Origin of the sequence: Kitasatospora atroaurantiaca, assembly GCF_007828955.1 — a bacterium.
Classification (GTDB): domain Bacteria; phylum Actinomycetota; class Actinomycetes; order Streptomycetales; family Streptomycetaceae; genus Kitasatospora; species Kitasatospora atroaurantiaca.
In genome coordinates this window covers 2055003-2071992 of the sequence record NZ_VIVR01000001.1, presented here as the reverse complement: position 1 = coordinate 2071992, position 16990 = coordinate 2055003, and the positions used below count along the sequence as shown (strand labels likewise).

Here is a 16990-nt window from a genome sequence, read left to right as displayed (position 1 = left end):
CGGTCCCGTACGGTCGTTCGAGGATGATGTAGTGCCGCACCAGCCGCACCGGCTGCCGCACCAGTCGCACCACCGAAAGCAGGAATCTTGACAGCTCAGCACGCTGAACCGACAGCCGACCGGGCGCCGGTACCGGCGCCCTGGACCGGCCAGTGGGTCACCGACCGGCTCGGGATACGGCTCACCGGCTCACCCGAGCTGCCGGAGCTGATCGGACTCGCGCTGCGCGAGAACAAGAAGCGCGCCCATCTGCTCGTCTCCCACGTGCTCGGCAAGCACATACCGCAGCTCCCGGTGGTGGTGCACGGCGCCGGGCTGGAGCTCGGCCGCCGGGTCCGCGAGCTGCTCGGCGCGGCGGACGCCGACCGGGCGGTCGTCCTCGGTTACGCGGAGACGGCCACTGCGCTCGGCCACAGCGTCGCCGACGGCCTCGGCGCGCCCTACCTGCACTCCACCCGCCGGCCGGTCGACGGGGTCTCCCCGGTCGGCGGCTTCGAGGAGGAGCACTCGCACGCCACCTCGCACCTGCTGCTCCCCGAGGACCCGGAGTTCCTGGCGGGCGACGGGCCGCTGGTGCTGGTCGACGACGAGTTCTCCACCGGCACCACCGTGCTCAACACCATCCGCGCCCTGCACGCCGACCACCCGCGCCCGCACTACGTGGTGGTCGCGCTGGTCGACCTGCGCACCGACGCAGACCGGGAGCGGCTGGCCAAGGCGGCCGCCGAACTCGGCGCCCGGGTGGACCTGATAGCCACCGCCGTCGGCGGAGTCGAGCTGCCCGCCGACGTACTGGCCCAGGCCCAGGAACTGATCGCGGCCGCCGAGCCCGCGCCCGCACTGCCCGACGGCCCGCTCGCGCCCGTGGCGCGTACCGGGGCGGCTTGGCCCGACGGCCTGCCCGACGGCGGCCGGCACGGCTTCACCGCCGACCACCGGGCCCGGCTCGAAGCGGCACTTCCCGAGCAGGCCGCGGAGCTGGCCGAGCTGCTGTCCGGCCGCCGCCGGGTGCTGGTGCTCGGCTTCGAGGAGCTGATGTACGCCCCGCTGCGGCTCGCCGGTGCGCTGGCCGAGGTGCTGGGTGAGGACCGGGTCCGCTTCTCCACCACCACGCGCTCGCCCGTGCTGGCGGTCGACCACCCCGGCTACGCGATCCGCACCCGGCTGGCCTTCCCGGCGCACGACGACCCGGCCGACGGCTCGACCGACCGCTTCGCCTACAACGTGGCACCCGGGGCCGACCCCGCCCGCCGCTTCGACGCCGTCGTCCTGGTGGTCGACGCTCTCGGGGACACCCCGTCCCTCCATGAGGGCGAGCAGGCACTGCTCCAGCAGCTGCGCCGGGTCACCGACCAGGTGGTGCTTGCCGTCCTCCCCTCGTACCGACCACGTTTCCCTCGCTGACGCCTGCCCGTTCGACCATTGGCTGCACCCCACCGAAGGCGATCATGACCACGAAGCCCAGCACTGCGACGACACCGCGCCCACTGCACGGCCCCGACTTCTCCTCCTACCGTGCGGACGACGTCACCTGGCTGCTCACCGACCTCTCCGGCGTCGAGCTGGAGGCCCCGACCGAGGAGCGCGAGGAGGCCGTCCAGTCCGGCGGCGCCCACTACGCCGAGTCGCTGCCGGTCGAGTACCAGCCGAGCCCCGAGTACCAGGAGCTGTTCCAGCAGGCGCTGACCGCCTCCGCCCGGCGGATCGCACTGGCCGTCGGCACGGTCGCGGAGACGCTGCGGCTCGAGCGCCTCGGGGACGGCGGTGAGCTGGTGCTCGCCTCGCTGGCGCGGGCCGGAACGCCGGTCGGCATCCTGATCCGCCGCTGGTTCGCCTTCGCGTACGGCGTCGACACCCCGCACTACGCGGTCTCGATCATCCGGGGCCGGGGCATCGACCCGGTCGCGCTGCGCCACCTGGCCGCCCACCACGACCCGGCCCAGGTGGTCTTCGTGGACGGCTGGACGGGCAAGGGCGCGATCACCCGCGAGCTGGCCGAGGCGCTGGCCGGTACGCCGTTCAACCCCGAGCTCGCGGTGCTCGCCGACCCGGGCGGCTGCGTGCGCACCTACGGCACCCGGGACGACTTCCTGATCCCCTCCGCCTGCCTCAACTCCACGGTCTCCGGCCTGATTTCGCGGACGGTGCTGCGGGCCGACCTGATCGGCCCGGACGACTTCCACGGCGCCAAGTTCTACCGCGAGCTGGCCGGGGCCGATGTCTCCGACGCCTTCGTCTCGGCCGTCGCCGGCCAGTTCGAGGCCGTCCGGGAGGAGGCGCTGGCCGCCGCTGCCGCGCTCGTCGCCCAGGACCGCACCCCGGACTGGGCCGGCTGGGCCGCGGTGGAGCGGATCAGCGCCGAGTACGGCATCGACAGCGTCAACCTGGTCAAGCCGGGTGTCGGCGAGACGACCCGGGTGATGCTCCGCCGCGTCCCCTGGCGCGTGCTGGCCCGACGCGGCGCGGGGGCCGACCTGGACCACGTCCGGCTGCTCGCGGCCCAGCGCGGGGTCCCCGTCGAGGAGGTGGACGATCTGCCGTACTCCTGCGTGGGCCTGATCCACCCCCGTTACAGCCGTGGCGCAACGGGCGCCGACGGCACCGCAGTGAAGGTGGAGGACAACTGATGACAGGTCAGTTCCTGGTCGCCAGCGACCTCGACCGCACGCTGATCTACTCCAACCGGGCACTCGCCCTGGACGTCCCCGACCGGCTGGCGCCCCGGCTGCTCTCGGTCGAGGTGCACGACGGCAAGGCGCTCTCCTTCATGACCGAGCAGGCCGCCGAACTCCTCGTCGAGCTGGTCGAGTCGGCGGTCTTCGTGCCCGCCACCACCCGGACCAGATCGCAGTACGAGCGGGTCAACCTGCCCGGCCCGACGGCCGGTTGGATACCCCGGTACGCGATCTGCGCCAACGGCGGCCAGCTGCTGGTGGACGGCGTGCCCGACCGGGACTGGCAGGCCGAGGTGCGGTCCCGCCTGACGGCCGGCAGCGTGCCGCTGGACGAGGTGGTCGAGCACCTGGCGATCACCGCGGACCCGGAGTGGACCCACAAGCGCCGCGTCGCCGACAGCCTCTTCGCCTACCTGGTGGTGGAGCGCGCCGAGCTGCCCGAGGGCTGGATCGAGGAGCTCACCGGCTGGTGCGCCGAGCGCGGCTGGACGGTCTCGCTGCAGGGCCGCAAGGTGTACGCGGTGCCCGCCCCGCTCAGCAAGAGCGCGGCCCTCGCCGAGGTCGAGCGCCGGACGGGCGCGGCGACGGTGTTCTCGGCGGGGGACTCGCTCCTCGACGCCGAGCTGCTGCTCGCCGCCGACCACGGCTGGCGCCCCGGCCACGGGGAGCTCGCGGACACCGACTGGAACGGGCCCGGGGTCACCGCGCTCACCCAGGTCGGGGTCGCGGCGGGGGAGGAGATCGTCCGTCAGATCCTGGAGCGGGTCCGGGCCGGGGTCCCCGCCCTCCGGAGCTAGAGGCTCCGATCAGGCTCGGGTACCCCAGGGGCGCGGGGAACTGCGCGACGCGGAAGGCTACGGCCTATTGTCTTCCGCGTCGCGCAGGTCCCCGCGCCCCTGGGGTTGGCCACCGACCTGGCGGACGCCTCAGCCGCAGCAGCCGCCCCCGCAGCACCCTCCGCCGCCTCCCGCGGCGGGCCGCGGGGCGGCCGCTGCGGAGGCGCCGCCCGTCACGGCGACGGTGGAGAGCAGCTTGACCGTGTCGGAGTGCCCCTCGGGGCAGACGGCCGGGTCGTTGGCCTGCGCCATGGCGCGGCGGAGCTCGAAGGTGGCGCCGCAGGAGCGGCAGCGGAAGTCGTAGCGTGGCATACCCGCAGCGTACCGAGCGGACGGCCCGGACGGCAGGATCAGGTGGCAGGCTGAGCCGGCCGCTTCTCCCGCACGTACACCTGCTTGCGCACCCGGGCGACCACGGAGCCGTCCGCCGCCAGCACCTCGGTGTCGAACCAGATCAGCGCCTTCTTGCCCTCCTGGGTCAGCTCGCGGATCTCGGCGAGCCGGTCGTCGGTCAGGACGAACTCCGCGAAGATGTCGCCGCGGCCCGGTGAGACGAACTCGATCTCGGCTGCCGCGTCCCAGACGACGTAGCCGCGGCCGAGGTTCTGCATGACCAGCAGCATCCAGAACGGGTCGGTCATCGCGAAGATCGAGCCGCCGAAGTGGGTCCCCACGTAGTTGCGGTTGAGGCGGCCGAGGCGCAGCCGCACCTTTGCCGAGCGGAAGTCGTCGGAGACGGCCAGGACGCGGATGCCCGCGAACAGGAACGGCGGCCAGAAGTTGATCCCGCGCCGGAAGGTGGAGGCGCTCATGGTGCGCTTACGTGCCATGAGAGGACTCTAGCAAGGTAGTTACTCGCCAGTAATGTAATGCGGGTCACATGCTCGGGTCGGCCCTGGGGGCGCCGGCGGGTGGCGTCAGTGGGTCCCGCGGATCATCGCCACCACCTGTGCCGCGGTCTCGCGGACCGCCGCCAGCTCGGTGAGGAAGTGCCAGTAGTCGGGGTGGCGGCCCGCCTCCTCCAGCGAGGCGACCGCCCGGTCCAGCCGGCCCACCGCGGCGTCCAACGGCGCGGCATGCCGGGGGTCCGGAGCCTGCCGTCCGGCCATCGCCAGCCGCTGGGCGTCGCGCAGTGCGAAGCGGGTCCGCTCGATCTCCCGGTGGGGGTCGTGCTCGACCTCGTTCAGCTGCCGCAGCCGCTCGTGCACCGCGGCCACCGAGCCGTCGGCGGTCTCCAGCAGCGCGCGTACGGTGCCGATGGCGGCCGTGGCATCCGGCCAGCGCTGCCCGTCGCGGGCCTTCGCCGCCTCGGTCAGCTTCTCCTGGGCGGCCCGTACGGCCTCGGCGGTCTGAGTCGGCACCCGCTGCAGGTCCTGCCAGCAGGCGGCGCTGAACCGGCGGCGCAGCTCGCTGAGGGCGGGCTCGACGGTGCCGGCGCGCGTCTCCAGGGCCTGGATCCTGGTCCGCAGACTGGCCACCCGGCGGTCGATCTCCCGCGCCTTCTCCGGGAGCTGCTCCGCCTGGGTCCGGATCGTGTCCGCGCGCTGCGCCACGTCCTCGGCGCGCCTGAGCGTCGCCGCGACGCCGTGGCGGCCCGCGCCCTCGTTGAGCCGGGTCAGTTCGGGCGCAAGCTCGGCGAGGCGGGCCGCCAGGTCGTCCGCCTGCAGCCCGGCCGCCCGGACGGCATCGAGCGCGGTGGTCGCGCCCAGCAGCGCGCGCTTCGCCTTCTCCACGGCCGGGGTGACGCGGATCAGCTGCGCCTCCGCGTGCTGCAGCAGCGGCTGCAGCCGGGTGAGGAAACCGTTCAGCTCGGCCTGCGCGGCCGCCAGCTGCCGCTGCGCCTGCTCAAGCTGCTGCCGCGCCTTGCCGGCCGTACCGGCGTCCAGCTCCAAGGCGTCCAGGTCATGCGCGTCCAGGGCCGCCAGATAGCCGACGCTCACCTCGTCGACCCGGGCCGAGATCTGCTGGAAGTCGGTGAGCGCCTGACGGGCGGTCCGGTCGTCCTCGGCCGCCCGCACGGTCTCCACCGCCAGCTGGACCTCGCGCTGGGCGGAGTCCAGCTCGTAGAACGCCTGCTGCGCGGCATCCCGGGCAGCCTTGGCCTCCGCCCGCAGGGTGTCGCTCCGCCGCCACCAGCCGCCCCGCCCGCCGCCACCGCCGGCCACCCTCACGCCACGCTCCCTGCTCAGCTCCCGCACGCCTGATCCACCGCCCATTCTTGCCGATCTCCCCACCCTCCCGGCACCCCTCCCACCCCACCGCCCGAAAGCCTGCGGCGGACCACCCACAGGACCAGGTAGTCTTGGCTCTCGTCGTACGCCGCCGGGGCTCTCCGGCGCGCCACGACGGGGGCGCATAGCTCAGCGGTAGAGCGCTGCCCTTACAAGGCAGATGTCGGCGGTTCGAAACCGTCTGCGCCCACCATCTGAACAGCTAGTTTCCGTGCAAAGGCCCAGGTCAGGGGATGATCCCCGGTCTGGGCCTTTGTCGTTCCTACGGTCTGCCTACGGTCTCGCTCGGTCTGCCTACGGGCCGCCCACAGAAGTTGATCTCCCGGATATCCCCCGGATGATCATGGAGTCTTCCCAGGTCAGTGCCCGCATGAACCCTGGTGGCCAACCGCGGGAGCGGATAGCCGCTGATGCTCGCTGGCCGGCCGTATCGATGGAGCCCGGCCAGTCGTTCGAAGGGGCGAGGGCGGAGCATAGGGGCTAACCCTGACTAACTGTCAGATTCTAGTAACTACTGGCTGAAGTCGGGCCTCTGTGGCATATTCAGTGATCCGCCTGGGGCGATGATCAACCCAGCGCCATGCTCACGTATTCGAACGTACAGCCGAATCGTGACGTGGCGCACGCGCTGGAGGGATTCCATGTCAGACATACGACGCATCCGATTCCAGGCCGTGCCGACCGAGTTCGTGGGGGACGGGACACTGCTCCGGGGTCGCCCTCGAGGGGATGAGCTCCTCGTCATGCTGCACGAGCGCCACATCTCCAAGGATCTCTGCGAGCAACTCAGCGAGTACCACAAGGACATCATCGGCAAGACTCTGACGCATGAGGACGAGGCCGCCGACGGGCTGAACCCCAGCGAGGGGCGGGTGATCACTAACGGCCGGTATGAGTTCGTCCCCGCTGTTGCCCTCCCCGCTGGCCGAAAGTGCTGGCCCGTCCACGGCGGGGAGGAGTTCATCTGGCAGATCCAGGCCGGCGAGATGACCGAGCAGCTCCGCCAGGCGCTCAACGCGTACATCGCTGAGTCCCTCGCCACGCGCCAGTGGGTGCAGCACTACTGACTTCGGCGCGTCAGGGTGAACTGTCCCGAAGCCCCTCATGGGCGTGGCTTGGTGGCTGTATCTGATGGTGTGTGAGGTATGCGGATGGGGGCGGGCTGACCGCTGAGGGACGGCTGCGCCGGGAGTCGGTGCGGATGCAGGCGGCCGAGCTGTTCGAGCAGAGGATCAAACCGTCGGAAGTGGCACGGCGTCTGCGGGTGAGCCGGAAGTCGGTCTACCACTGGCATGAGTTGTGGCGGGGCGGCGGTGTGCAGGCTCTGGCCTCTCGCGGCCCGGGCGGGTCGAGGTGCCGCTTGTCCCCGCGGTGCCTGGAGAAACTGGCCGCGTACCTGGAGGAGGGGCCGGCCGCGCACGGCTGGGTGGAGGACCAGGTGTGGACCGCGGCGCGGGTGGCCACGCTGATCGGCAGGAAGTTCCACGTCTCCTACAGCGTCTCCGGAACGACCAGGCTGATGCACCGGCTCGGCTTCAGCCCGCAGGTCCCCGGGCGTCGGGTCGCCGAGCGGGACGAGCAGGCCGTCACCGCGTGGAAGGAGGCGACCTGGGCGGAGGTAAAAGCGCGCGGGCGGCCTGCGGGGGTTACATCTGCTTCGAGGACGAGGCAGGCTTCACCCGCCGGCCGCCCAAAGGCCGCACCTGGGGCCGGCGAGGCCGCACCCCGGTCGTGACCGTCAGCGGCCGCCGCTCGGGACGCCTGTCCGTGGCCGGGCTGATCGCCATGCGGCCCGGCTCCCGCACCCGACTGTGCCACCGCCTGCGCACCCACCCCGCGGGCCAAGGCAAGCGCCGCAGCATGGGCGAGCGCGACTTCATCGCACTGATCGACGGCGTCCACCAGCTCGTCAAGGCACCGATCGTGCTGGTCTGGGACCGCCTGAACACCCACGTCTCCCACGCCATGCACGACTTGATCGTCGAGCGGAACTGGCTGACGGTGTTCCTGCTGCCCGCCTACTCGCCCGACCTCAACCCCGTCGAGTGGGTCTGGGCACACGTCAAACACAGCCTGGCCAACCTCGCCGTCATGGCCCTCGACCGACTCGAGGCCCTCGTACGCAACCGACTCAAGCGCCTGCAGTACCGGCCCGAAACCCTCGACGGCTTCATAGCCGGCACCGGCCTAACCCTCGACACCCCAACGTCACCCTGACAAGCCGAAGTCAGTAACCACGCCCGAGGTGTAGCACCGAGCCCCCGGCCGCCGAAATCGGCTCGGGGGCTCGGCTCATCCCCGCCATCCGCCTGGGAACGGTGCTGACGGGGAGCCGGGGCGGCCGCGCAGTACTTCGCTGTGCGGCTGGAACAAGGAGCGACTGGCCAGGCGCCCGGACTAGGCCGGACCACCATCGGCCGCATCGAGACCTCAGGACTGGGACTGCCTATCGACGCCTACAGCCGATGCCCTGTCGGGGCATGGCGGCTGTTCTGCGGCTAGCGGGCATCCCCGGTGCTGGGTGATGGCTTCGGCCCGGTCCTCGATCATCGCGACGAACTGGCCCAGGCCGTAGTCGCGGCAGTCGATGCAGTAGCCCCACGTCAGCTCGGGCTCAGGGGCGGTCACTGTCGCCCCTCGTCACGTACCTGTTGTTGCTGATCCATGCGAGGGCACTGTCGTCCATGCTGAAGAGGACGACGGCCGCTCGGCCTCTCTCGTCGGGCTGCTCGACCAGCTTGCCGGTCGCGGTGTCTCTGATCGCCCACGGGCCGGGGATCGGCGTTTTGCCGGGCCGCTCGCGCGGGGGCAGCCGCTCGATCTGGTACCGCTTGTCGGTGCTCACCGGTCGGTCACCAGGCAGGGTGTGCACAGCGCGGTGACGGTGTCCCGGACGACGCCGACGGACACCCGGGTGGTGATGGTCTCGCCGGGGTGCAGTGGCGCCTCGGTGGACTCGCAGTGGAGGCAGGCTCTGCCCTCGCGCTGGTCGTCTGTGAGCGTGTCGGCTTGCGCCTGGTGAGACATGAGGGTCCCCCGCTGTGAGTAGTCTGGTGGGCACCTTTCGCGGTGATGGGTTCATGGTCGACCTCGGCGCGGACGTCCTGAAGGTCTCGCAGAGGACGTTTACCGGACTTCTTGCGGACTTCTCTCGGAGTCATATGCCTGTGGGGTCCCTCAAAGGTCCGCTCTGGCACTACCGTTGAGGCAACGTCGGATCCTCTCGGAGGTCAATGTGCCTCGTCCCACCGGCAACACCGCACTGAAGGCCGCCCGGCAGACAGCCGGCCTCTCCTCTCAGCAGGCGTTCGCTGACGCCCTGAGCGCCGCGGCTCGCCAGCTCGGGATGGGTGAGGTCGTCGTCAGCACACGCCAGATCAGGCGGTGGGAGTCCGACAGTCCGCCCTGGCCGCAGGATGACTACCAGCGGCTCCTCACCCAGGTTCTGCACCTGCCGGTTGAGGAGCTCGGGTTCCGCGCCCCGTGGGACCGCACGCCGCCGGCGCCAGCTGCCCCGCGTCCTAGCGCGCGCGCCTCCCACATGCCGTCAGCTCTACGTTCTGCGCTGCCTCGGCCTGCTCAGTCATCACCGCTTCAGCCTGCAACCATCGGGGCCGACTACGCCATAGTCACGGAGGCTCACCGGCGCCTGTACTGGAGCGTCGCCCCCGCGACACTCGTCCAGGCCGTGGCGGAGCACGCCAACCTCGGCACCGCGCTCCTCGGCGAGACGTCCGGCGTCGCCCGACGCGTCCTCGCAGCAGCCCTCGCCGAAAGTCTGCTGCTGGCCGGCCGAATCCAGTTCTTCGACCTAAGGCAACCGGAGCAGGCCGACGCCACCTACCTTCGTGCACTCCAGGCAGCGGGCGAAGCCGACGACTCCCTGCTCGGCGCCGCCGTCCTCGCGCACACCGCGTTCATCCCCGGCTGGGCTGGACGCCGCGAGGACGCCACAGAGCGGATGGTGGCCGCCCGTACGTACGCGCGCCGAGGCCCTGCGAGTGCGGAGCTCCTGGCGTGGCTGGACGCCGTCGAAGCCGAGTGCCTCACGAGATGTGGCGACAACCGGGCGGCGCTAACCCTGCTCCGTCGCGCCGAGGACACGCTCACAGTCGGCAACGAGCACCGATCCCCCGACTGGCTCACCTGGTTCAGCCCAGTGCGTCTCGCGGCGTTCATGGGGAACACGGAGCTGAAAGCGGGCCACCTTCCGCAGGCCCGGGTAACCCTTCAGCGGGTGCTGGAGGAGATGCCAGGCACCGACGGCAAGCAGCGTGTTGTGGTCCTGGCCGATCTCGCGGCCGTTGAGGCCGCCTCCAGTCACCCTGCCGAGGCGTGCGAGCTGGCCGAGGCCGCCCTCGATCAGCTCGCCGCGACTTGGTACGCCACTGGGATGGAGCGCGTCCGGGATGTGCGTCGCGCGCTGGCCCAGTGGCAGAACTCGGAGGCTGTCCAGCGCCTCGACGACCGGCTGTACAGCTGGGGCGCTACCCTCAGCTCATTTCAGCGTTGAACTTGCCGATCAAGTCGGGCAGTTCGGCCAATGAGTCGATCCGGAAGGTGGCCAGCTCGTCAGCGGCCGGGTCCTGCTGCTGGATCCAGCCCCATGGGCCGCGGCGGATCAGCGCGGTGAGCATGCCCGCCTCGACGGCCGGGCGGATGTCATTGTCGAGGCGGTCGCCAACGTAGAGGATCTCTCCCGCAGCGGCCGGGGTGACCTCGGCGACGCGCTCGAAGAACAGCAGGTCGGGCTTGCTCGCGCCCCAATCGTCGGAGGTGCCGATCAGGTCCACGTCGCCCGTGAAGAGGTCTCGCAGCAGCCCGCCCGCGCGCACTGTCTGGTTGCCGGCGATGCCAAGCCACAGGCCCTCCGCGCGGAGCCGGGCGAACGCGGGACGGACGTCCGAGTACAGGTCGTCCTCGCCGAACCACTCCGGCTTCCCGGCGGCGGCTCGCCGCTCGCGCTCCTCGTAGAGATCGAACCCCGGCCGGAACACCTGGAAGGTCTCGCGGTAGTCCCGGCCCTCGGCGATGACGGCCCCGAACTGCGCCACGAAGGTGTGCCGGGGTACCCCGAGCCAGTCCGCCCAGGTCCCATACTCGCGGGTCTCATCCACCAGGCACTCGCCGACATCGAACACCACTGCACGAATCATGTCCGCAGCCTAGCGAGGTGGGGACGTCCTGTTGGCGGCCGCCCGCGCTTTGCATTGTTCGAACATTTGAGCGAGCCTGGAGGTGTGACCTACTACTCGCCGCCCGCCCGCGAGCCCGGCGACGCACAGCCGCCAGGCCGAGACGACATGGGCGTGCCCGGCAGCCGCTCGGTCACAACGCGGCGGTCCGTCGTCATCCGGATCGAGGGCCGCTGGCAGGCCGGCGTGCTCAGCGAGTGGCGCTGGCTGACAGCTGGGTACTGGGTCGCCAACGTGCGCTGGCGCGACGACCCTCAGCTCAGAGCAGCCCAAAGAAGGGCTGCCAGTTCGCCAGCCTCGCCATGCGAGACATGTTGAACATGTCTCTTATGATGGCGATGAACAGACGCCCCGTCAAGTCCTTCGTTGTCTTCGTCGGAGATCCGCCCCGACTGCGCATCACTAGATTCGCGCGTCGGGGCATGTCGAGATACGGCGCCAGTGGACGGCCTTGGGCCTGCTTCGCTACGGTCAAGTCGTCCCGCATCGTCCAAGCGCCACCGCATCGTCCAGGGAGGGCGGTATGGCCAATGAGCGGCTTCGAGGAGCGATCCTGGCAAGCGGCCTGACGGTCGAGCAGCTCGCAGAGCGTCTCGGCGTCAGTGCGCGAACAGTGGAGCGGTGGGTCGAGGCCAAGGATCAGCGCAGGCCGTACCGACGCTTCCAGTACGCCCTCGCGAACCTCCTGCAACGTGACCTGTCGGACCTCTGGTCGGACGAGCAGACCACCAGCCAGACGGCCGAGGCAGGTCGTGCCGAGTTGGTCAGGCTCTACCCACACCGTGCTGTGGTGCCGAAGGAGTTGTGGACCGGGCTCTACTCGGGCGCCTCTCGACACTTCGACCTGGTCGTCTATGCGGGCTTCTGGCTCTCCGAAGACCCGCTCTTCTTCCGTCTGATCAGGGAGAAGGCGGACGCAGGCGTGCCCGTCCGAATGATGCTCGGCGACCCGGACTCACCTCAGGTTGCGCAGCGCGGCGAGGACGAAGGGATCGGTCCGGCGATGGCCGGGAAGATCCGTAACGCGCTGGCCAACTACGCGCCGATCTTCGGCGTGCCAGGGGTTGAGTTCCGCCTCCACTCGACCACGCTCTACAACTCGCTCTACCGAGCCGATGACGAGATGCTCGTCAACGGGCACGTCCACGGCGTTGGTGCGTACCTGGCGCCCGTATTGCACCTCTCGCAGGTGCCTGGCGGCGAACTGTTCAGCACGTACGCGGAGAGTATTGAGCGGATCTGGGAGGGTTCCCGAAGGATTACTTCCCCGAGGCTTGAAGGTGAGGCGGCATGAGCCGGATCGACTACATCAACGACCCCGACGCGCCGGCGGCGAACTCGGTGGTCCCGTCGGTTGTCGCCGTCGTCCAAGACGACGCCGGTCGGGTGCTGCTGATCCACAAGACGGACAATGGGCTGTGGGCGCTCCCCGGTGGTGGCCACGACATCGGCGAGTTCGTCGCCGACACGGTGGTGCGCGAGGTGCGTGAGGAGACCGGTGTCGACGTCGAGGTCGTGACGGTCACCGGGCTCTACACCGATCCGGGGCACCTCATGGCGTACGACGACGGTGAGGTCCGGCAGCAGTTCTCCATCTGCTTCCGGGCAAGACTGATCGGCGGAGACCTTCGGACGAGCGAGGAATCGAAAGAGGTCCGCTGGATGGATCCGGCGGACCTCGACGGCCTCGATATTCATCCATCCATGCGGCTCCGGATCCAGCACGCGCTCGACCCGGATCGCAGTCAGCCGTACATCGGTTAGGCCGCGGGGTCGGCCAGCGTCAACCTGTGCTCGACTCGCTGAGCCGCCGCGTGGATCTCCGGTTCCGCCCGGCGGATGAATCGCCCGACGATGCTGTCTGGCCCATACCGGCCCACGATTTCGGCGATCCTCGCCGGCGTCGTGGTGGAGGTTCCGTCCGGGGTGGTGGTCATGTCGCAGTAGATCAGCGCATCGACCAACCCGGGCTCCTCAATCGGGAACTCGGCTTCCAACTGCTCGCGCAGGCCCCGTTCCTCCGCTTCCAGCAACGCGCAGGAGTGGTGGGCGACGAGCCGTACGATCCGCTCGTCCACCCGCTCCACGTTGCGAAGGAACCGCGCGCCGTCAAGAGGGTGAAAGCCGGTGTCGGTGATGCGTGGGGAGTACCCGACATCGTGCAGCACGGCGGCGGCTTCGAGCAGCTCGGCGTCCGGCCCGAGGATCGGAGCCAGCGCGCGAGCCCGCCCAGCCACTCCCTGAGAGTGAGCCCAGCGGCGGGGAAGGTCGTCGGAGAGGAGTTCTTCAGCGAGGTCGTAGGCCCACACAGTGGCGTCCATTCCTAGGCGGTGGGTGGTGTGGTGCTCGGCAACGCGCGGACAAAGCGACCCTTGCCCTGCCGCACTTCCAGCACGCCGGCCCCTTCAAGCTGTGCCAGCGCGCGGCGTACGGTGCCCCGGGACGCTCCGGTCAGGTTGCAGAGGTCGCTCTCCGACGGGAACCCGTCGCCCGGCGCCAGACCTTCCTTCGCGATAACACCCGCGATCCGGTCGTAGACCGTGGGCGCCGCTTCCGCAGCTGCGACGGTCCGACGGGCACCCTGCTGGGAGCGGATCACGCCTTCGTCCGTCAGAACCTTGAGCGCACGCCCGACCGTGCTCCGAGCCACGCCGTACTGGGCCATCAGCTCGGCCTCGGACGGCAATGCGGTCAGTCCGGAACTGTCGCCGATCTCGGCACGCAATGCCTCGGCGATCTGTAGGTACGTGCCACGCGGACTGCGCTCACTCACTGAGCACCCCTCCTTCGTCCTATGTCCCCAGCCACGATGCAGGATGCCGTAGATCCAGATCCACTACGAGGGCCTGGTCAGTATGGCTGAGGTATGCGGAAGCCCGCCGACCTCGAAGCAACGAGTGGTCCGCCCCTGGAGGGTCGACCCAAAACCACCGTCGTCGGACCCGACACGCGCCCCAACGGAACCGACGCGCATTGGCCGCCCTCGGTACAGGCGCCCGATGAGGCGGAAGACTGGACTATTGCCAGCCCGTTCCACGTCCGGGCACGGGCGGCGGCGGCCTGGGTGGGTTGGCTACCTGCGTGGACCTGCGGCGACCTCTGTCTTCTACCCGGGGTTAACTTTTCAGCGGCAGTGATCATGGATACGGTGAAACTCACAACGTTGATCCTCGGTACCGGATCTTGTGGGGGATGTCATGGGCAGACGTCGCGGCTTCTTTGCTGAGATGAACTACCAGGCGCAGCAGGCGGGGAAGCGTCAACGTCAGCAGCAGGCCGCCGCCCACCGTGCTCAACTTGCAGCGCAGCGCCAAGCTGAACGAGCAGTGAAGGCATACGAGCGCGCGCGGGTGGCGGCAGCGCGAGCCTCCGCGGCCGAGAAGAAGGCGGCGGACCGTGAGGCTGCACGGCTCCACGTGGAGTCCAGGCTCGCCGAAGTCGAGTCAATGAACACCGATCTAGCCAGCGATTTTGCTGACATCGATGGTCTGCTCGCGTGGACTCTGGGCATAGACGACTATGTCGATCTTGAATCGCTAAAGATATCGAAAGTTCAGCATCCTCCTTTCATGCCTGGCGGCCTGGCTGTCCCTACGCCCAAGGTTGCGGAGCCGAACTACCCGCCTGAGCCCGTGTACCAGGCACCGACTACACCCAGCGGACTCTCGGCCATGTTCGGCGGCAAGAAGCGGCATCAGCAGGCCATCGAGGCGACCCAGGCCGCCTTTGAGAACGCGCATCGCGACTGGGAGCGCATCAGGGACGATCTCCGTGCTGGCTGCATCAAGAAAGTGGCCCTGCGCGAAAAGTTGGAAGCCAAGCGTGCAGCAGGGCTGACTGCTGCCGAGAATAAATACAAGCAGGAATGCGAAAAGCGTGAAGCCGAGGCGTCGGCTCACAATGCCAAGGTCGCCAAGCTCATCAATGACCTCGCCTTCGATGTCGAATCTGCCATTCAGGAGTACGTCGGTATCGTCCTTTCTAATTCCGTCTACCCCGAGGTCTTTCCGGTTGAGCACGACTACGCTTTCAATCTCGCGTCCCGCGAGCTTGTGCTGACGGTCAGCGTTCCAGAGCCCTCAGCTGTACCCTCAGTGAAGGGATACCGGTACGTAAAGACGAAGGATGAGATTGCCTCAACTGCTCTGCCTGTTCGCGAAAAGAAGGAACGGTACGCGAACGCGGCCTGGCAGGTCGCAGTTCGTAGTTTGCACGAAGTCTTCGAGGCCGACCGCGCCGGCAAAATCCACTCGATCGCACTGACGGTCAACGTCAACACGGTCGACCCTGCCACTGGCAGGCCAATCACCGTTCCCCTTGTTGTTGTCGCTGCGGACCGTGAGACCTTCAACAGCTTCGATCTGTCCAAAGTGGTCCCTCAGGCCACGTTGCAGCACCTTGGTGCTGCGATGTCGAAGTCGCCATTCGACCTAGTCCCGGCAGACACCGGTCGGGGCATCCGCGTTCGAGGTCAGTGATGATGCGGTTCAACCCACCGCCGGGGTGGCCCACTCCGCCCGAAGGCTGGACTCCACCACCAGGATGGAAGCCCGATCCGGCCTGGCCGGCCCCACCACCTGGTTGGGACCTTTTCGTGCCCACCGACGAGTCCGAGTCGGACAACGACGTCGATGAGTCCGGGACCGCGCCCCCCACCGAGGCCCTCAAGGGCCCGATGCAAGGGGCGCTGGGAGTTGTGGCAGACCAAGCATCTGCTGTTCCGCCGACTCCGCCGTCGTGCCCCGGAGTCGACCCCGCGCCACTGTTGGCCCGTATCGCCGATCTCGAAGCCGCGCTTGCCACCGCGCAAAGTGGCGTCGACGTGATCGAACTTAGCGACCAGCGCGCCCTGCAGGACGTCGGCATCTATCGGTACCACCATCCTCTGGAGAGTGCGGCGGCCTACAAGGATCGGCTCCGCAGCCTCGATGACCAGATCGATGACGTCATTAAGAGCGGTCACGCGATCCTCGCCGCCGACATGTTCACCTTCAGCGGCTCTCTGGCCCGAGGTCGGAAACTTGTCGGTGATCTGTCCAAGCTGATGCTGCGGGCTTACAACGCGGAGGCCGATAACTGCGTTCGCTCGCTTAGGTCGGGCAACGTGCGCACCGCGAAGAAGCGGCTGGAGTCGGCGGTCGCCGCGATTGAGAAGCTGGGGGCGATCATGGAGATGCGGATCAACCCTGATTATCACGCTCTGCGAGTCGCTGAGCTCGAGCTGACCGCCGACTTTCAGATGAAGGTACAAGAGGAGCGTGAACGCGCCCGCGAGGAGCGCCATCTTCTCCGCGAACAGCGCCGGGCTGAGCAGGAGTTGGCAGCCGAGAAGGAACGGCTTGAGAAAGAGCGAGCGCACTACATCAGCGTCCTGGAATCTCTCCGTGTCAAGGGCGACGACGCCGCCGTCACCGAACTGTCCCGCCGCCTCGCTGACATCGAAAAGGCCATCGAAGCAAACGATTACCGCCTCGCGAACATCCGCGCTGGCTACGTATATGTCATCTCCAACATCGGTGCTTTCGGCCCAAACATCGTAAAGATCGGAATGACCCGCCGCCTCGAACCGATGGACCGTGTCCGAGAGCTCGGCGACGCATCAGTGCCGTTCCGGTACGACGTCCATGCCCTGTTCTTCTCCGAGGATGCCGTGACGCTGGAGTCCGATCTACATAAGGCGTTTGCTGACCGACGCGTCAACTTCGTCAACCAGCGGCGAGAGTTCTTCTTTGCCACGCCATCAGAGGTCCGAGCACTGTTGGCAGACAGGGTAGGCGGCCTGCTTGAATTCACGGAGGAACCGGTGGCTCTCGAGTACTTCCAGAGTCGCAACCGCTGGCCACAGCAGAGCTGAATGGCTGTGGTTGCAAAACGCTGCGATACGTTCAGTGGGCTCTAAGGCTGGCTGGTGCCAGCCCGGGGGCAGCCTCTGTGGTCTCAGGCCAGCCTCTCCGCTGCCGTCCGCCACTGTCTCGTGCAGTGTGCCGACCTGGGCGTTGGCCGTTGACGGACGGTGATCGCGCAAACGCGTAATGCGTAGGTCGCGGGTTCGA

16 protein-coding genes, 1 tRNA gene and 1 pseudogene are annotated in these 16990 nt (G+C 68.8%); 10 read left to right on the top strand and 8 right to left on the bottom strand.

The annotated features are described in order from the left end of the window. Nucleotides 1-87 precede the first annotated feature (87 nt). Nucleotides 88-2627: pseudogene (locus tag FB465_RS09315) on the top strand (phosphoribosyltransferase). Further along, the gene (locus FB465_RS09310; RefSeq protein ID WP_145789361.1) at nt 2627-3472 is read left to right on the top strand and encodes an HAD family hydrolase; all 846 of its coding nucleotides are present in this window, start codon (nt 2627-2629) and stop codon (nt 3470-3472) included. The pseudogene FB465_RS09315 and the gene FB465_RS09310 overlap by 1 nt, the downstream one beginning before the upstream one ends. A gap of 129 nt (nt 3473-3601) precedes the next feature. On the opposite strand, the gene FB465_RS09305 is transcribed toward FB465_RS09310, so the two are convergent. The 3 genes from FB465_RS09305 to FB465_RS09295 all read right to left on the bottom strand — a co-directional run bounded on the left by FB465_RS09305 (nt 3602) and on the right by FB465_RS09295 (nt 5727). Beyond that, entirely contained in the window at nt 3602-3823 is a 222-nt protein-coding gene (locus tag FB465_RS09305; RefSeq protein WP_145789359.1) for an FmdB family zinc ribbon protein, read from the bottom strand. Nucleotides 3824-3861: 38 nt separating this feature from the next. Beyond that, nucleotides 3862-4341: a DUF4442 domain-containing protein gene (locus FB465_RS09300; protein WP_246192589.1), complete on the bottom strand. Its 480-nt coding sequence runs from the start codon at nt 4339-4341 to the stop codon at nt 3862-3864. An 87-nt stretch (nt 4342-4428) separates the two neighbouring features. Beyond that, nucleotides 4429-5727, bottom strand: a complete 1299-nt coding sequence (locus FB465_RS09295) for a coiled-coil domain-containing protein (protein WP_145789358.1) — start codon at nt 5725-5727, stop codon at nt 4429-4431. A 133-nt stretch (nt 5728-5860) separates the two neighbouring features. On the opposite strand from FB465_RS09295, the gene FB465_RS09290 reads away from it, so the two are divergent. The 3 genes from FB465_RS09290 (at nt 5861) to FB465_RS37895 (ending at nt 7959) form a co-directional block, all read left to right on the top strand. Further along, nucleotides 5861-5935: transfer RNA gene (locus FB465_RS09290), tRNA-Val, on the top strand. A 550-nt stretch (nt 5936-6485) separates the two neighbouring features. Then, nucleotides 6486-6809 carry a hypothetical protein gene (locus FB465_RS09285; RefSeq protein WP_145789356.1) on the top strand — a complete coding sequence of 108 codons (324 nt, stop codon included), beginning with the start codon at nt 6486-6488 and terminating at the stop codon, nt 6807-6809. Nucleotides 6810-6880: 71 nt separating this feature from the next. Next, nucleotides 6881-7959 (top strand): IS630 family transposase gene (locus FB465_RS37895; RefSeq protein WP_425461155.1). Its coding sequence is split into 2 segments (ribosomal slippage): nt 6881-7382 and nt 7382-7959, totalling 1080 coding nucleotides; the frame shifts between segments, so codons are not numbered across the junction. A 397-nt stretch (nt 7960-8356) separates the two neighbouring features. Here the strand turns inward: FB465_RS37895 and FB465_RS09270 are convergent. Then, on the bottom strand, nt 8357-8587 hold the full coding sequence (locus FB465_RS09270; RefSeq protein ID WP_145789352.1) for a hypothetical protein: 231 nt from the start codon (nt 8585-8587) through the stop codon (nt 8357-8359). After that, complete coding sequence (locus FB465_RS09265; RefSeq protein ID WP_145789350.1) at nt 8584-8769, bottom strand: hypothetical protein; 186 nt, start codon at nt 8767-8769, stop codon at nt 8584-8586. Before FB465_RS09265 ends, FB465_RS09270 begins: the two co-directional genes overlap by 4 nt. 208 nt (nt 8770-8977) lie before the next feature. On the opposite strand from FB465_RS09265, the gene FB465_RS09260 reads away from it, so the two are divergent. Beyond that, nucleotides 8978-10255, top strand: coding sequence for an NsdA family TPR-like regulatory protein (locus tag FB465_RS09260; RefSeq protein WP_145789348.1), 1278 nt, complete (start codon nt 8978-8980; stop codon nt 10253-10255). Here the strand turns inward: FB465_RS09260 and FB465_RS09255 are convergent. Next, nucleotides 10236-10898 carry an HAD family hydrolase gene (locus FB465_RS09255; RefSeq protein ID WP_145789346.1) on the bottom strand — a complete coding sequence of 221 codons (663 nt, stop codon included), beginning with the start codon at nt 10896-10898 and terminating at the stop codon, nt 10236-10238. The two genes, FB465_RS09260 and FB465_RS09255, sit on opposite strands and share 20 nt — an antisense overlap. Before the next feature lie 562 nt (nt 10899-11460). On the opposite strand from FB465_RS09255, the gene FB465_RS09250 reads away from it, so the two are divergent. Both FB465_RS09250 and FB465_RS09245 read left to right on the top strand, forming a co-directional pair. Next, entirely contained in the window at nt 11461-12231 is a 771-nt protein-coding gene (locus FB465_RS09250) for a helix-turn-helix domain-containing protein (protein ID WP_145789344.1), read from the top strand. Further along, a complete protein-coding gene (locus tag FB465_RS09245) occupies nt 12228-12701 on the top strand; it encodes an NUDIX domain-containing protein (RefSeq protein WP_145789342.1) in 474 nt (157 codons plus the stop codon). The genes FB465_RS09250 and FB465_RS09245 overlap by 4 nt, the downstream gene beginning before the upstream one ends. On the opposite strand, the gene FB465_RS09240 is transcribed toward FB465_RS09245, so the two are convergent. Beyond that, the gene (locus FB465_RS09240; protein ID WP_145789340.1) at nt 12698-13258 is read right to left on the bottom strand and encodes an HD domain-containing protein; all 561 of its coding nucleotides are present in this window, start codon (nt 13256-13258) and stop codon (nt 12698-12700) included. The two genes, FB465_RS09245 and FB465_RS09240, sit on opposite strands and share 4 nt — an antisense overlap. Before the next feature lie 2 nt (nt 13259-13260). Further along, nucleotides 13261-13710 carry a GntR family transcriptional regulator gene (locus FB465_RS09235; RefSeq protein ID WP_145789338.1) on the bottom strand — a complete coding sequence of 150 codons (450 nt, stop codon included), beginning with the start codon at nt 13708-13710 and terminating at the stop codon, nt 13261-13263. Nucleotides 13711-14134: 424 nt separating this feature from the next. On the opposite strand from FB465_RS09235, the gene FB465_RS09230 reads away from it, so the two are divergent. Together FB465_RS09230 and FB465_RS09225 are read left to right on the top strand one after the other, a co-directional pair. Then, nucleotides 14135-15415, top strand: coding sequence for a hypothetical protein (locus FB465_RS09230; protein ID WP_211785745.1), 1281 nt, complete (start codon nt 14135-14137; stop codon nt 15413-15415). 116 nt (nt 15416-15531) lie between these two features. Then, nucleotides 15532-16791 carry an SNIPE associated domain-containing protein gene (locus tag FB465_RS09225; protein ID WP_211785744.1) on the top strand — a complete coding sequence of 420 codons (1260 nt, stop codon included), beginning with the start codon at nt 15532-15534 and terminating at the stop codon, nt 16789-16791. Nucleotides 16792-16990: the final 199 nt, after the last annotated feature.

Coding starts and splice junctions, on each gene's coding strand:
- FB465_RS09310 (WP_145789361.1), top strand. CDS start 2,627: ATGACAGGTCAGTTCCTGGTCGCCAGCGACCTCGACCGCACGCTGATC.
- FB465_RS09305 (WP_145789359.1), bottom strand. CDS start 3,823: ATGCCACGCTACGACTTCCGCTGCCGCTCCTGCGGCGCCACCTTCGAG.
- FB465_RS09300 (WP_246192589.1), bottom strand. CDS start 4,341: ATGGCACGTAAGCGCACCATGAGCGCCTCCACCTTCCGGCGCGGGATC.
- FB465_RS09295 (WP_145789358.1), bottom strand. CDS start 5,727: ATGGGCGGTGGATCAGGCGTGCGGGAGCTGAGCAGGGAGCGTGGCGTG.
- FB465_RS09285 (WP_145789356.1), top strand. CDS start 6,486: ATGCTGCACGAGCGCCACATCTCCAAGGATCTCTGCGAGCAACTCAGC.
- FB465_RS09265 (WP_145789350.1), bottom strand. CDS start 8,769: ATGTCTCACCAGGCGCAAGCCGACACGCTCACAGACGACCAGCGCGAG.
- FB465_RS09255 (WP_145789346.1), bottom strand. CDS start 10,898: ATGATTCGTGCAGTGGTGTTCGATGTCGGCGAGTGCCTGGTGGATGAG.
- FB465_RS09250 (WP_145789344.1), top strand. CDS start 11,461: ATGGCCAATGAGCGGCTTCGAGGAGCGATCCTGGCAAGCGGCCTGACG.
- FB465_RS09245 (WP_145789342.1), top strand. CDS start 12,228: ATGAGCCGGATCGACTACATCAACGACCCCGACGCGCCGGCGGCGAAC.
- FB465_RS09240 (WP_145789340.1), bottom strand. CDS start 13,258: ATGGACGCCACTGTGTGGGCCTACGACCTCGCTGAAGAACTCCTCTCC.
- FB465_RS09230 (WP_211785745.1), top strand. CDS start 14,135: ATGGGCAGACGTCGCGGCTTCTTTGCTGAGATGAACTACCAGGCGCAG.